Origin of the sequence: Streptomyces sp. SID14478 (assembly GCF_010548525.1) — a bacterium.
In the GTDB taxonomy this organism is placed as follows: Bacteria; Actinomycetota; Actinomycetes; order Streptomycetales; family Streptomycetaceae; genus Streptomyces.
On sequence record NZ_JAAGMG010001223.1, the window covers coordinates 1 to 12,686 of the forward strand.

A 12,686-nucleotide genomic window follows, 5' to 3' on the forward strand; every position below is an offset into this window, starting at 1 on the left:
CCGGGGGTGGGGGCGGGGCGGGGCGCCTCGACGGGGCGTTCGGCGACGCGGGTGCCGGAGCCCTGGCGGGCGGTGAGCCATCCTTCGGCGACGAGGTCGGCGTAGGCGTCGGCGACGGTGTTGCGGGCGATGCCCAGATCGCCGGCGAGGGTGCGCGAGGAGGGCAGTCGGATGCCGGGGGCGAGGCGTCCACCGCGCACGGCCTCGCGGAGCGCGTCGGTCAGGCCTTTGCGCAGGCCGGAGCCGGTCGGCTCGATGTGGAGGTCGATGCCGAGTGCCTGCCCGGAGGGCGAAGTGGCCCAGGTTTCTGCCATGGAAATGGACCATACCCCTGGGCTAATAGGTTCGTAGGGTCAAGGCATGACGAACAGCGAGAGCACCACCCCCGAAAGCACCACGCGCACCGCCCAGGAGGGCACCGCCGCACAAAGCACCACAAGCGCCGCTGACGACGACGTCGCCCGAGGGAAGGAGTACCTCCACGAGCACACGCCGCGGCTCGCCTGGGCGCAGCACGCGCCCGAGGTGTACAAGGCGATGGTCCGGCTCGACGCGGCGGCCCGTAAGGGGCTGGACCCGGTGACGTACGAGCTGGTCAAGATCCGGGCGTCGCAGATCAACCACTGCGCGTTCTGCCTGGACATGCACACCAAGGACGCGCTGGCCGCCGGGGAGAGCGTGGAGCGGATCGTTCAGCTCGGCGCGTGGGAGGAGTCGAAGCACTTCTACACCGAGAAGGAGGTCGCGGCCCTCGCGCTGACGGAGGCGATCACGGTCCTCACGGACGGATTCGTGCCGGACGCGGTGTACGAGGAGGCGGCGCGACTCTATGACGAGCAGGAGCTGAGCCAGTTGATCGCGGCGATCACGACGATCAATGCGTGGAACCGGTTCGGGGTCACCACGCGCATGGTGGCCGGGCACTACAAGGCGGGGGACTTCAAGTGAGCGCGCGGATGACCCGGTTGGACCCCGGGGTGCGGGATGCGATGGTCGCGTTCGGCGCGGCGGCGAAGAAGGGACTCGGCGATCCGGTGCTCGCCGAGCTGGTGATGATCCGGGCTTCGCAGATCAACGAGTGTGCGTTCTGCCTGGACATGCATGTGGACGTCGCCGTCGAGAAGAACGGGGAGAGCGCGAAGCGCATCGCGCTGCTCAACGCCTGGCGCGAGGCCGGGGAGCTGTTCAGCGAGCGGGAGCGGGCCGCCCTTGCCCTCACCGAGGCGATGACGGTGCTCACCGGGGGCGCCTCGCACGCTTCCGGCGCCGGGGAAGGGTTCGTCCCTGACGAGGCGTACGAGGGAGCGGCCAAGCTTTTCAGCGAGGTCGAGCTCGCCCATCTCATCGGGGCGATTACGGTGATCAATAGTTGGAACCGGCTGATGGTCAGCCGCCGGATCGAGCCGGGAGGCCCCGCATGGTGAGCCCTGTGGACATTCTTCGTGCCCTGCACCACGACCGTGCCCCCGGTGACCCGTTGGTCCTGCCGGGGCCCTGGGACGCGGCGAGTGCGCGGGTCTTCGAGGAGGCCGGCTTCCCGGCGCTGGCGACGCCGAGCGCGGGGATCGCGGCGTCGCTCGGGTACGAGGACGGGCAGACGCCGGCGGACGAGATGTTCGCCGCGGTGACCCGGATCGTGCGGTCCGTGTCGGATGCGGTGCCGGTGTCGGCGGACATCGAGGGCGGTTACGGGATCGCGCCCAAGGAGTTGGTGGAGCGGCTCCTGGAGACCGGGGCCGTGGGGTGCAACCTGGAGGACTCGGACACCAGTGGTTCGGGGCGGGCGCTCAAGGACCTCCGGCAGCAGGCCGACTGGCTGGCCGAGGTGCGGGCCGCCGCCGGTGACCGGGTCGTGCTCAACGCGCGGATCGACGCGTTCATCAGGGGCGTCGACGATCCGGTCGGCGAGACGATCGAGCGAGCGCGGGCGTACGTGGCGGCGGGCGCGGACTGTGTCTACCCGATCGGGGCGCCGGCCGAGGCGCTGCCCCGGCTGCGGGCCGGGATCGAGGGGCCGATCAACATCGGGGCGCCGCCCGGGGGGCCTTCGCTGGCGGAGTGGGGCGAGTTGGGCGCGACGCGGATCACGTTCGGACCCGGGTTGCAGCGCCGGGCGACCGCTGCGCTGCGGGAGATCGCGGCGAACCTGTCCTGACCCGACGGTCGGGCCCGGCCCAACCCGGCCCAGCCCGGCCCAAACGAGCCCGGCCCAAACGGGCCCGGCCCAAACGGGCCCGGCCCAACCGGGCCCGGCCCAGCCCGGCCTGCCCCGCACCCCGCACCCCGCACTCGCGCCACCCACACCCACGCCGCGCCGCGCACCCCGCATCCGAAAACTCACCCGAAAACACACCCGCACAACAAAACAACCGTGCCGGATACCCCCGTCAGGAAAGGCACCCGGCACGATTGCACACGTCGAACGAAAGGAAACTGCCCGCTACTTGGGCAGCCATGCCTCCCACGTGGAGCGGTGTCCGTCGATCCACTTCTTCGCCGCCTCGTCCGGCGAGAGCTTCTGGTCGGCGATCATCAAGGAGACCTCGTTCTGGTCGTCCGTCGTCCAGTGGAACTTCTTCAGCAGGGCCGCGGCCTTGCCGCCGTCCTTGGCGAAGTCGGCGTTGAGGTACTTCTGCAGCGGCGTCTGCGGATAGGCGCAGGCGACCTTCTTCGGGTCGGCGTCGCAGCCTTCCTTGTAGGCGGGCAGCTTCACCTCCGTCATCGGCACCTTCTTGAAGAGCCACTGCGGCTGGTACCAGTACGACAGGAACGGCTTCTTCTGCTTGGCGAACTGCTTCATCTGCGTGATCTGGGCAGCCTCGGAGCCGGAGAAGACGACCTGGTAGTTCAGCTTCAGGTTCTGGACGAGAGCCTTGTCGTTGGTGACGTACGACGGGGAGCCGTCGAGGAGTTGGCCCTTGCCGCCGCTCTCCGGGGTCTTGAGCTGGTCGGCGTACTTGTTGAGGTTCTTCCAGTTCGTGACGTCGGGGTGCTGCTTGGCGAAGTACGTGGGGACGAACCAGCCGATGTGGCCGGTGACGCCGAGGTCACCACCGGCCTCGATGGTCTTCTTGTCCTTCACGTAGCGCTGTTCCTGGTCGGGGTGACCCCAGTCCTCCAGGATCGCGTCGACGCGGCCCTGGCTCAGGGCGTCCCAGGCGGGGACCTCGTCGACCTGCACGGTGTCGACGCGGTAGCCGAGTTCGTGCTCCAGGAGGTACTGGGCGACGGCGACGTTGGCCTGGGCGCCGACCCAGGACTGGACGGAGAGGGTCACCGTCTTGGCGCCCTGGGCGTTGGCGTACGGGGACGCCTGCTTGGTCATGTCGGCGGCGCCGCAGCCGGTGACGGCGAGCAGGGCTCCCGCCGCCGCAACGGCCGCCAGGGACCGGCGAGTTCGAAGGGTGCGCATGTCAGGCCTCCTTGCCTTCCCGCGTGCGGCGTTCCGTCGGCTGCGTCACCCGGTCCAGCATCAGACCGAGGCAGACGATGGCGGCGCCCGCGACCAGGCCGGTGGCGAGGTCGCCCTGGGCGAGGCCGAAGACGACGTCGTAGCCGAGTGCGCCTCCGCCGACCAGGCCGCCGATGATGACGACGGCGAGGACCAGGACGACGCCCTGGTTGACGGCGAGGAGCAATGCCGGTCGGGCGAGCGGCAGCTGGACCTGCCGGAGCTGCTGCCCCGTGGTGGCGCCCATCGAGCGGGACGCCTCCATCGCGGCCGCGTCGACCTGCCGCAGCCCCTGTGTGGTGATGCGGATGACGGCGGGCAGCGCGTAGACGACCGCCGCGGCGACCGCCGGGGCGCGGCCGACGCCGAAGAGCGCGACGACCGGGATCAGGTAGACGAACTGCGGCATCGTCTGGAAGACGTCGAGGACGGGGCGCAGGAGCCGTTCGAGGCGTTCGCTGCGGGCGGCCGCGATGCCGATCGCGAAGCCGAGGACGAGGGTCACCGCGACCGCCGCCAGGACCTGCGACAGGGTGTCGAGCGACGGCTTCCACACGCCGAGCACGCCGATCGCGGCCATGGCGAGCACGGCGGTCAGGGCGGTGCGCCAGGTGCCGATCAGCCAGGCGAGCGCCGCGACGATCAGGAGGACGGCCCACCAGGGCAGCCAGGTCAGGCCCGAGCGCACCGGGTCGAGTACCCAGGTGGTGAAGTGGCCCGCCCAGTCGGCGGTGCCGCCCACGTAGGGGACGCCGGTGTAGAGGTGGTCGGTCATCCAGTCGACGGCGTCGTTGACGGGGTCGGCGATGTTCACGACCCAGGAGTCCGGCCAGTCGAGGCGGTCGGCGAAGCGGGTCGCCAGGGCGACGACGACGGTGCCTGCCGCGACGACGCCCCACTTCCAGTGGGCCGGGGCCTCGTGGGAGCCGAGCCGGGCCCCCGCCGCGCCGGTCACCCGGTCGAGGACGACGGCGAGCAGCACGATCGGGATGCCGGCGGCGAGTGCGGCGCCGACATCGACGGAGGCGAGCGCCTGGTAGACGCGGTCGCCGAGGCCGCCCGCGCCGATGACCGAGGCGATGACGGCCATGGACAGGGCCATCATGATCGTCTGGTTGAGGCCGAGCAGGAGTTCCTGGCGGGCCAGCGGGAGGCGGGCGGTGGTCAGGCGCTGGCGGGCGTTCGCGCCGAGCGAGGCGACGGCCTCCATGACGCCGCCGTCCGCGGAGCGCAGGCCGAGCGCGGTGAGGCGGGCCATGGGCGGTGCGGCGTAGACGACGGTGGCGAGCACCGCGGCGGGTACGCCGATGCCGAAGACGAGGACGACGGGCAGCAGATAGGCGTACGCGGGGAACACCTGCATGGTGTCGAGGACCGGGCGCAGGATGCGGTGCATGCGGTCGCTCAGGCCGGCGGCGAGTCCGAGGAGCGCGCCGAGCACCACCGAGGTGAACACGGCGACGACCATGAGCGCGAGCGTCTGCACGGTGGGCACCCACATGCCGAGCGCGCCGCACACGAGGAAGGCGAGCGTCGCGGAGACGCCGAGGCGCCAGCCCGCGACGCGCCAGGCGATGAGCCCGGCGGCGGCGGTGACTCCGGCCCAGCCGGCCGCGAGCAGCACGAGGTAGACGGCGCGTACGGACAGGACGACCGCGTTGCTGATGTGGCCGAAGAAGTAGAGGAACAGCGGGTGGCTGTCGCGGTTGTCGATGATCCAGTCGCTGGCCTTGCCGAGCGGTTCGGAGATGTCGACGGTCAGGGCGTGCGGCCATGTCCCGCTGGACCAGCGGGCGTTGACGAGGGGGACGATCACCGCCGCGGCCACGGCGAGCAGCAGGAGCTTGCCGAGAGCGCGGTGGCGGAGCAGGCCGCTGAGCGGGCCCGCACGGTCCTTGTCCATCGGGGCTGTCGTTACGGCGGCTGTCATCTACTCCGCCTCCTCGGCCTTCACCGGCGCCACGGGCGCGGCAGGCGCCACGGGCGCGGCAGGCGCCACAGGCTCGGCAGGCGCCACAGGCTCGGCAGGCGCATCGGGCAGGGCGGCGGTGCCGGCCACCACTTCGATGAGGCCCTCGTGGTCGACGACGCCGACGCACCGCCCCTCTTCCATCACCCGCACCGCGAACCCGCTGCGTGCCACGGCCTCGATGGCCTGCGACACGGTGGCGTCGGGGGCGATGGCCGGGCCGCGGTCGGCCTCGTCGTTGTCGGCGGGGCGCATGGCGCGCCGGACCGTCATGACCTGTTCGCGGGGTACGTCGCGGACGAAGGCGCGGACGTAGTCGTCGGCGGGGGCGCCCACGATCTCCTCGGGGGTGCCGAGCTGGACTATCTTGCCGTCGCGCATCAGGGCGATGCGGTCGCCGAGGCGCAGCGCCTCGTTGAGGTCGTGCGTGATGAAGACCATCGTGCGGCCCTCCTCGCGGTGCAGCCGGACGACCTCCTCCTGCATGTCGCGCCGGATCAGCGGGTCGAGCGCGCTGAACGGCTCGTCGAACAGGAGGACTTCGGGGTCCACGGCGAGGGCGCGGGCCAGGCCCACGCGCTGCTGCTGACCGCCGGAGAGCTGCCCGGGGCGGCGCTGTTCCAGGCCTTCCAGGCCCACCTTCGCGACGACCTCCATCGCCTTCGCCCGGCGCTCGGCGCGTGCCACGCCCTGGATCTCCAGGCCGTAGGCGACGTTGTCGAGGACGGTGCGGTGCGGCAGCAGGCCGAAGTGCTGGAAGACCATCGCGGCGCGGTGCCGGCGCAGGGCGCGCAGCCGGGTCTTGTCCATGGCGAGGACGTCCTCGCCGTCGATGTCCAGGGCCCCCGACGTCGGCTCGATGAGCCGGGTCAGGCAGCGCACCAGGGTGGACTTGCCGGATCCGGACAGGCCCATCACCACGAAGACCTCGCCGCGCTTCACGTCGAAGGAGACGTCGCGCACGGCGGCGGTGCAGCCGGTGCGGGCGCGCAGTTCGGCGGCGCTCAGGTCGGCCAATGCGGCGTCACCCGGGATGCGTTCGGCCTTCGGGCCGAAGACCTTCCACAGGTTGCGCACGGTGAAGACGGTCTCGCCGGATCCGGAACTCGCGTCCGGAGCAGGGTCCTTGACCACAGTCTGCGTACTCATCACGCATCACCACCCAGCAGCTCGGCGCACTTCTCCCCGACCATGAGCACTCCGATCATCGGGTTCACCGCGGGCATCGTCGGGAAGACGGACGCGTCGGCGATTCGGATGGATTGCAGCCCGCGGACCCTCAACTCGGGGTCGACCACGGCGAGTTCATCACTCTTGGCGCCCATGCGACAGGTTCCTGCCGGGTGGTAGACGGTGTGGGCGACCTTGCGGGCGTACTCGCTGAGCTCCTCGTCGCTCACCACGTCGGGCCCGGGGCACACCTCGCGGGTGAGCCAGCCGGCCAGCGGCTGGGTCCTGGCGATCTCGCGCGCGATCCGGATGCCGTCGACGAGGGTCTGCCCGTCGTAGTCGTCCTCGTCGGTGAAGTAGCGGAAGTCGAGGGCGGGCTTGTCCTCGGGGTCGGCGCTGGTCAGGTACAGCCGCCCGCGGCTCTTCGGCTTGGGGATGTTCGGCGTCATGGACACCCCGTGCTCGGGCTTCTCGTAGCCGAGCCGTTCCGGATTGTCCGTGAACGGGATCTGGTAGAAGTGGAACATCAGGTCGGGCCCGGCCGCCTGCGGGTCGCGCTGGATGAACAGACCGGCGTCACTGTCCATCGCGCTGTTGTCGGGGATCGGCCCGTCCGTCTCCCAGACGATCACCGACTCCGGGTGGTCGAGGAGGTTCTCGCCGACGCCCGGCAGGTCGTGCACCACCGGAATGCCGAGCTTCTCCAGGTCGGCCTTGGGGCCGATGCCGGAGTGCAGCAGCAGGCGGGGCGTGTCGACGGCGCCGGCGCACACGATGACCTCGCGGCGCGCGGAGATCAGCGTCTGCCGGCCGTCCTTGGTGCGCACGTGCACACCGCGCGCCCGCACGCCGTCGACGAAGTCGAGCTTGTACGCCCACGTCTCCAGCAGGAGCGTGAGGTTGGGGCGGTCGTCCGCTTCCATGTGGGGGTGCAGGTACGCGACCGAGGCGGAGGAGCGCTTGTTGTTCTCGGGGTGGTAGGCGAGGTCGAAGAAGCCGACGCCGTCCTTGAACGCGCCCTTGTTGAACCCTTCGACGCGCGGCACGCCGGTCGCGGCCTGTGCGGCCTCGACGAAGTCGCGGGCGATGGCGTTGCGGTCCTTCTCGTCCACGGCGACGATGTTGTTGCGCAGCTTGGCGAAGTACGGGTCCATCGCCTTGTGGTCCCAGCCCTCGGCGCCGGCCGCGGCCCACTCGTCCCAGTCGCCGGGCAGCGGCTTGAAGGAGATCAGGGTGTTGTGCGAGGAGCAGCCGCCGAGCACCTTGGCGCGGCTGTGCAGGATGTGCGAGTTGCCGCGCGGCTGCTCGGTCGTGGTGTACCCGTAGTCGAGGTCGCCGCCGAGCAGGCCGAGCCAGCGGCGCAGCGTCAGCACGTCGTCGCGGTCGATGTCGCTGGGGCCGCCCTCGATGACGGCGACGGTGACGTCCGGGTTCTCGGTGAGCCGGGAGGCGATCACCGATCCCGCGGTGCCACCGCCGACTATGACGTAGTCGTACGTGTTTTCGTGTTCAGGCATGCGTCAACTCCAAGGCTCTGCAAGGTACTTCGCGTAATGGGCCGGTACGGGGTCGGGCTCAGCCCGCGAACCAGCGCACCGGCTTCGGCGCCAGGTTCTGGTAGATGTGCTTGCTCTCGCGGTACTCGGCGAGCCCGGCCGGGCCGAGTTCGCGTCCCACGCCGCTCTTGCCGAAGCCGCCCCATTCGGCCTGCGGCAGGTAGGGGTGGAAGTCGTTGATCCAGATGGTGCCGTGGCGCAGCCGCCCGGCGACCCGGCGGGCGCGGCCCGCGTCGGTGGTCCACACGGCGCCCGCGAGACCGTACTCGGTGTCGTTGGCGAGGGCGACGGCCTCGTCCTCGGTGCGGAAGGTCTCGACGGTGAGGATCGGCCCGAAGGTCTCCTCGCGCACGACGCGCATCTCGCGGTGGCACTGGTCGAGGACGGTCGGCTCGTAGAAGTAGCCGGTGGCGGGGCGCACGTCGCTGGGCTCGGGGCGCTTGCCGCCGCAGCGCAGCACCGCACCCTCGGCGAGCGCGGAGGCGACGTACGACTCGGTCTTGTCGCGCTGCTGCTCGCTGACGAGCGGCCCGCACTCCACGCCGTCCTGCGTGCCGCGGCCGAGGCGGATCTTCTCGGCGCGGCGGGCGAGTTCGGCGACGAAGCGCTCGCGCACGGACTCCTCGATGATGAGGCGCGAGCCCGCGGAGCAGACCTGGCCGCTGTGGATGAACGCGGCGTTGAGGGCCTGGTCGACGGCCGTGTCGAAGTCCTCGTCGCTCTCGCAGGCGTCGGCGAAGACGACGTTCGGGTTCTTGCCGCCGAGTTCGAGGGCGACCTTCTTGACGTCCGCGGCGGCGGCCTGGGCCACCTTCGTACCGCTGACCAGGCCGCCGGTGAAGGAGATCAGGTCGACGTCGGGGTGGTCGGCGAGGCGTGCGCCGACCGTGGCGCCCGGCCCCGTCACGATGTTGGCGACACCCTGCGGGAGCCCGGCCTCGATCAGCAGTTCCACGAGGACGACCGTGGTCAGCGGCGTGATCTCGCTCGGCTTGATGACGAAGGTGTTGCCCGCGGCGAGCGCCGGGGCGATCTTCCAGCTGGCCTGCAGCAGGGGGTAGTTCCAGGGCGTGATCATCGAGCAGACGCCGACCGGCTCGTGCACGACGACGCTGTGGATCTCCGCGGAGCCCGCGTCGACGACGCGCCCGGCGCCTTCGCCGAGCACCAGGTCGGCGAAGTAACGGAAGGCGTCGGCGACGCAGTCGACGTCGACGCGGCCCTCCTCGACGGTCTTGCCGGCGTCCCGGCTCTCCAGGAGGCCGATCTTCTCCCGGTCACGGACGAGGAGTTCGGCGACGCGGCGCAGCAGCGCGGCACGCTCGGCGACCGGGGTCGTCGGCCAGGGCCCCTCGTCGAAGGCGCGCCGGGCGGCGGCGATCGCGGCGTCCGCGTCGTCGGCGCCGCCCTCGGCGATCACGGCGAACGGCTTGGCGTCCGCGGGGTCGAGGATCTCGCGGGTGGCCCCTGAGGCGGCACCGCGCCACTCTCCGCCGACATGGATGGTCTGTTGTGCTGACACGTCCTGCATTGCCTTCCGTTCCGGAACTGTCCCCCGAACACCGCAGATGCCTTTCGGCGGCCTCTGCCGTGATGTCGGGTGCCCCTGCCCTGGGGTGCGGAAAGCATGCGCGTTACGTGGCTGAAAGTGCGCTGCGTCACTCGGCGCGGGTGGCGCCCCAGCCGCGTTCCAGGATGTCGAAGGCGATGTCGACGGACGCGATGCCGTCGCCGACGCGGGCGGCCTGCAGCGCGAAGGCGGCGAGCGCCTCGCAGGCGGGGTCGCCCTCGGGCGCGCCGATGTCCTCGGCGATCGCGCGGGCCAGGGCGGTGCGGTGGCGCAGCCACATGCGTTCGGCGTACTCGCGCAGCGCCTTCGTACTGTCGATGAGCTCGCGGAACGGCCGCGACGCCTCGTCCGCGGCGTCGAACTCGCGGTCCCGGTGGGCGAGTTCGCGCAGTGCCCGCAGGATCGACTGCCCCGCAGGCCGGTCCCGGACCGCCGACACGAGCGCCTGTTCCTGGCCCTCGTCGAGGTCGAAGACGAGGGCTTCCTTGCCGGAGAAGTGCTTGAAGAGCGTGGTCGTCGAGACGTCCGCGGCCTCCGCGATGTCCCGGATGCCCACCTTGTCGTACCCGTGCTCCAGGAAGAGCTTCAGGGCCGCGTCCGCGAGCGCCTGGCGGGTGGCGGCCTTCTTGCGTTCGCGGCGGCCGGGCGCCGCCGGAGGTGCTGACGATTCCGAGGTCATGAGGCCACCCTACCGTCCAGGGTTGCTCCGTTTAAAAAGTTGACTCGTTGCACTTATTTAACAAATATGCTTTTCTCGATGGTATGCCTCCTCACACGCCCGATGGCACACCCGATGACACGCCCGATGGCCCTCGCGAAGACGCGCCCGATGACGCTCCCGCCGCCGCCCACGGCTCCGGCCCCGCGGCGATGAGCCCCCGCAGGATCCGCTGGTCGATGCTCGGCGTGATGCTCGCGATGCTGCTGTCGATGCTCGACAACAACATCGTCGGCACCTCGATGCCGACGATCGTCCGCGACCTCGGCGGCATGGCCCACCTGTCGTGGGTGGTGATCGCCTACACGCTCGCCACCGCCGTCTCCACCCCCGTCGGGGGCAAGCTCGGCGACCTCTACGGCCGCAAGCGGGTCTTCCTGGTCTCGATCGGCGTCTTCCTCGTCGGCTCCGCGGCGTCGGGCGCCGCACAGACCATGGGCCAGCTCATCGGGTTCCGGGTGCTGCAGGGCCTGGGCGCGGGCGGGCTCGGCGGGCTCGCGTTCGCGCTGATCGCCCAGCTGGTGCCGCCCCGGGAGCGCGGCCGCTACCAGGGCATGACCGCGTCCGTGATGGCGCTCGGCACCATCGGCGGGCCGCTCGTCGGCGGCCTCGTCACCGGGCACCTGGGCTGGCGCTGGGCGTTCTACCTCAACCTGCCGCTCGGCCTGCTCGCGCTGGCCTGGTGCCACGTGCTGCTCGCCGCCGACCGGCCGCGCCAGGGGGCGAAGGCACCGATCGACCGGGCCGGCATCGCCCTGCTGACGCTCACCATCAGTACGGTCGTCCTCGCCACCTCATGGGGCGGGGTCCAGTACGCGTGGGGCTCCTGGCAGGTCCTCGGGCTGCTCGCGGTCTCGGTGGCCGGCCTGGCCGCGTTCCTGGCGGTGCAGCGTCGGGCCGTCGAGCCGGTGCTGCCGCCCCGGGTGTTCGCGCACCGCAACTTCCGTCTCGCCTCGGTGATGATGTTCGCGCTCGGCGTGGTCATGTTCGGCGCCTCGCTCTATCTGCCGCTGTTCCAGCAGACCGTGCAGCACACCTCCGTGACGAGCTCGGGGCTGCTGCTGCTCCCGCTGATGGCGCCGGTCGTGGTCGTCTCGCAGATCGGGGGCCGCGTGATGTCCAGGACCGGCCGGTACAAGATCTTCCCGGTTCTCGGCGGAGTGTTCCTGACGGCGGGGACGCTGCTGCTGTCGACGATGGACACGGACACCTCCCGCGCCGCGGCCTCCGTCTACATGGCGCTCACCGGCATCGGCATGGGCTTCTTCACGCAGATGGTCATGACCATCGCGCAGAACAGCGTGGAGATGAGGGACCTGGGCGCGGCGTCCTCCAGCGCGAACCTGTTCCGCACCATCGGCGCCTCGATCGGCCTCGCCGTCTTCGGCTCCCTGTTCAACGCGGCGACCGCGCACGGCAGTTCGGCCCCGGCGGTCGCCTCCGCCACGCACCAGGTCTTCCTCGTGGCGGCGGGCGTCGGCGTCCTCGCCCTGCTCGCGGCGCTGGCGGTCCAGGAAGTGCCGCTGCGGGGCAAGCCCGTGCCCCACACGTCCGGGCAGGTTCAGGGCCTGTCGGTGTCCGGCAGCCAGTCGCGCGCCGGGTCGTAGTCGAGCCAGCGCCGCTCCCGCGCCAACTGCCCGCACGCGCGCAGGAGTTCGGCGATCCCCGGGTGCTCGCGCCCGGCGGGCCACACCAGTGACCAGGCGTACAGCGGGGTCGGCTCGACGAGCGGCACCGCGCGCAGCCCCGGGTCGTCCGGCAGCGGCACATCGGCGGGGAAGAGGGTGAACCGGTCCGGCTCGTCGCGCAGACGCGCCAGGAACGACTCCAGGCCCAGGTTCGGGCCGCCCTCCCGCGCCGCGATGCCGAAGCGGTCCGCGAACCGGGTCAGGAAGTCCAGGCGTACCGTCTCGGCCGGGTAGCGCAGCACGGAGTCCCGCAGGTCCGCGGGGCGCAGCGCGTCGGCCCCGGCCAGCGGATGCCGGGCACTGAGCACCACGTCGACCGGTTCGAGGCGGATCAGACGCTGTACGAGGACGTCGCCGCCCGCGTCGGGCAGCGCGTGCACCCGCCCGAACCCGGCGTCCGGGTCCCCCGGCCCGCCGCGCAGCAGGGCGTCGGCGACCGCCGGGCAGTCCCGGCCCGCGCCGGGTTCCGCGTCGAGGCCCGCAGCGGACCCGATCATGGCGGCGACGGTGCGCAGCGGCGCGTACAGATGCCCCCACACGTCGATGCGCAGCGGCCTGGGCGGC

General features: G+C 71.4%; 12 protein-coding genes. 4 read left to right on the forward strand and 8 right to left on the reverse strand.

Going from position 1 to position 12,686, the window contains the following annotated elements; translation table 11 throughout:
- On the reverse strand, nucleotides 1-314 hold a 314-nt coding region (locus tag G3I40_RS39105), incomplete at its 3' end, for a winged helix-turn-helix domain-containing protein (RefSeq protein WP_164559568.1).
- A 46-nt stretch (nucleotides 315-360) separates the two neighbouring features.
- Between G3I40_RS39105 and G3I40_RS39110 the strand changes: the two genes are divergently transcribed.
- From G3I40_RS39110 to G3I40_RS39120, 3 genes are read left to right on the forward strand one after another with little or no spacing between them, the layout of a single operon-like run.
- A complete protein-coding gene (locus tag G3I40_RS39110) occupies nucleotides 361-948 on the forward strand; it encodes a carboxymuconolactone decarboxylase family protein (RefSeq protein WP_164559569.1) in 588 nt (195 codons plus the stop codon).
- Nucleotides 949-956: 8 nt separating this feature from the next.
- On the forward strand, nucleotides 957-1,424 hold the full coding sequence (locus tag G3I40_RS39115; protein ID WP_203645604.1) for a carboxymuconolactone decarboxylase family protein: 468 nt from the start codon (nucleotides 957-959) through the stop codon (nucleotides 1,422-1,424).
- The gene (locus G3I40_RS39120; RefSeq protein ID WP_164559571.1) at nucleotides 1,418-2,155 is read left to right on the forward strand and encodes an isocitrate lyase/phosphoenolpyruvate mutase family protein; all 738 of its coding nucleotides are present in this window, start codon (nucleotides 1,418-1,420) and stop codon (nucleotides 2,153-2,155) included. The genes G3I40_RS39115 and G3I40_RS39120 overlap by 7 nt, the downstream gene beginning before the upstream one ends.
- A gap of 285 nt (nucleotides 2,156-2,440) precedes the next feature.
- Here the strand turns inward: G3I40_RS39120 and G3I40_RS39125 are convergent, their stop codons facing one another.
- The 6 genes from G3I40_RS39125 to G3I40_RS39150 form a co-directional block, all read right to left on the reverse strand.
- Entirely contained in the window at nucleotides 2,441-3,412 is a 972-nt protein-coding gene (locus G3I40_RS39125) for an ABC transporter substrate-binding protein (protein ID WP_164559572.1), read from the reverse strand.
- Nucleotide 3,413: 1 nt separating this feature from the next.
- Nucleotides 3,414-5,381 carry an ABC transporter permease subunit gene (locus tag G3I40_RS39130; RefSeq protein WP_164559573.1) on the reverse strand — a complete coding sequence of 656 codons (1,968 nt, stop codon included), beginning with the start codon at nucleotides 5,379-5,381 and terminating at the stop codon, nucleotides 3,414-3,416.
- Complete coding sequence (locus G3I40_RS39135; RefSeq protein WP_164559574.1) at nucleotides 5,382-6,569, reverse strand: glycine betaine/L-proline ABC transporter ATP-binding protein; 1,188 nt, start codon at nucleotides 6,567-6,569, stop codon at nucleotides 5,382-5,384. It abuts the gene before it with no gap.
- Nucleotides 6,569-8,107: a GMC oxidoreductase gene (locus G3I40_RS39140; protein ID WP_164559575.1), complete on the reverse strand. Its 1,539-nt coding sequence runs from the start codon at nucleotides 8,105-8,107 to the stop codon at nucleotides 6,569-6,571. The genes G3I40_RS39135 and G3I40_RS39140 overlap by 1 nt, the downstream gene beginning before the upstream one ends.
- A 58-nt stretch (nucleotides 8,108-8,165) precedes the next feature.
- Nucleotides 8,166-9,677 (reverse strand): aldehyde dehydrogenase family protein, encoded by a 1,512-nt coding sequence (locus G3I40_RS39145; RefSeq protein WP_164559576.1) that lies wholly within the window; start codon nucleotides 9,675-9,677, stop codon nucleotides 8,166-8,168.
- Nucleotides 9,678-9,804: 127 nt separating this feature from the next.
- A complete protein-coding gene (locus tag G3I40_RS39150; protein WP_164559577.1) occupies nucleotides 9,805-10,395 on the reverse strand; it encodes a TetR/AcrR family transcriptional regulator in 591 nt (196 codons plus the stop codon).
- Between the two features lie 191 nt (nucleotides 10,396-10,586).
- Here G3I40_RS39150 and G3I40_RS39155 point away from each other — a divergent pair, with 191 nt between their 5' ends.
- Entirely contained in the window at nucleotides 10,587-12,041 is a 1,455-nt protein-coding gene (locus tag G3I40_RS39155; protein ID WP_164559578.1) for an MDR family MFS transporter, read from the forward strand.
- Here G3I40_RS39155 and G3I40_RS39160 read toward each other — a convergent pair.
- Nucleotides 11,996-12,686, reverse strand: a 691-nt coding sequence (locus G3I40_RS39160; RefSeq protein WP_164559579.1) for a LysR substrate-binding domain-containing protein, incomplete at its 5' end; no start/stop codon positions are given. The two genes, G3I40_RS39155 and G3I40_RS39160, sit on opposite strands and share 46 nt — an antisense overlap.

What these genes read in the sequence shown, in the direction of transcription:
- G3I40_RS39140 (WP_164559575.1), bottom strand. Translation starts at nt 8,107, where the DNA reads ATGCCTGAACACGAAAACACGTACGACTACGTCATAGTCGGCGGTGGC.
- G3I40_RS39155 (WP_164559578.1), top strand. Translation starts at nt 10,587, where the DNA reads ATGAGCCCCCGCAGGATCCGCTGGTCGATGCTCGGCGTGATGCTCGCG.
- G3I40_RS39130 (WP_164559573.1), bottom strand. Translation starts at nt 5,381, where the DNA reads ATGACAGCCGCCGTAACGACAGCCCCGATGGACAAGGACCGTGCGGGC.
- G3I40_RS39115 (WP_203645604.1), top strand. Translation starts at nt 957, where the DNA reads ATGACCCGGTTGGACCCCGGGGTGCGGGATGCGATGGTCGCGTTCGGC.
- G3I40_RS39110 (WP_164559569.1), top strand. Translation starts at nt 361, where the DNA reads ATGACGAACAGCGAGAGCACCACCCCCGAAAGCACCACGCGCACCGCC.
- G3I40_RS39150 (WP_164559577.1), bottom strand. Translation starts at nt 10,395, where the DNA reads ATGACCTCGGAATCGTCAGCACCTCCGGCGGCGCCCGGCCGCCGCGAA.
- G3I40_RS39145 (WP_164559576.1), bottom strand. Translation starts at nt 9,677, where the DNA reads ATGCAGGACGTGTCAGCACAACAGACCATCCATGTCGGCGGAGAGTGG.
- G3I40_RS39120 (WP_164559571.1), top strand. Translation starts at nt 1,418, where the DNA reads ATGGTGAGCCCTGTGGACATTCTTCGTGCCCTGCACCACGACCGTGCC.
- G3I40_RS39135 (WP_164559574.1), bottom strand. Translation starts at nt 6,569, where the DNA reads ATGAGTACGCAGACTGTGGTCAAGGACCCTGCTCCGGACGCGAGTTCC.
- G3I40_RS39125 (WP_164559572.1), bottom strand. Translation starts at nt 3,412, where the DNA reads ATGCGCACCCTTCGAACTCGCCGGTCCCTGGCGGCCGTTGCGGCGGCG.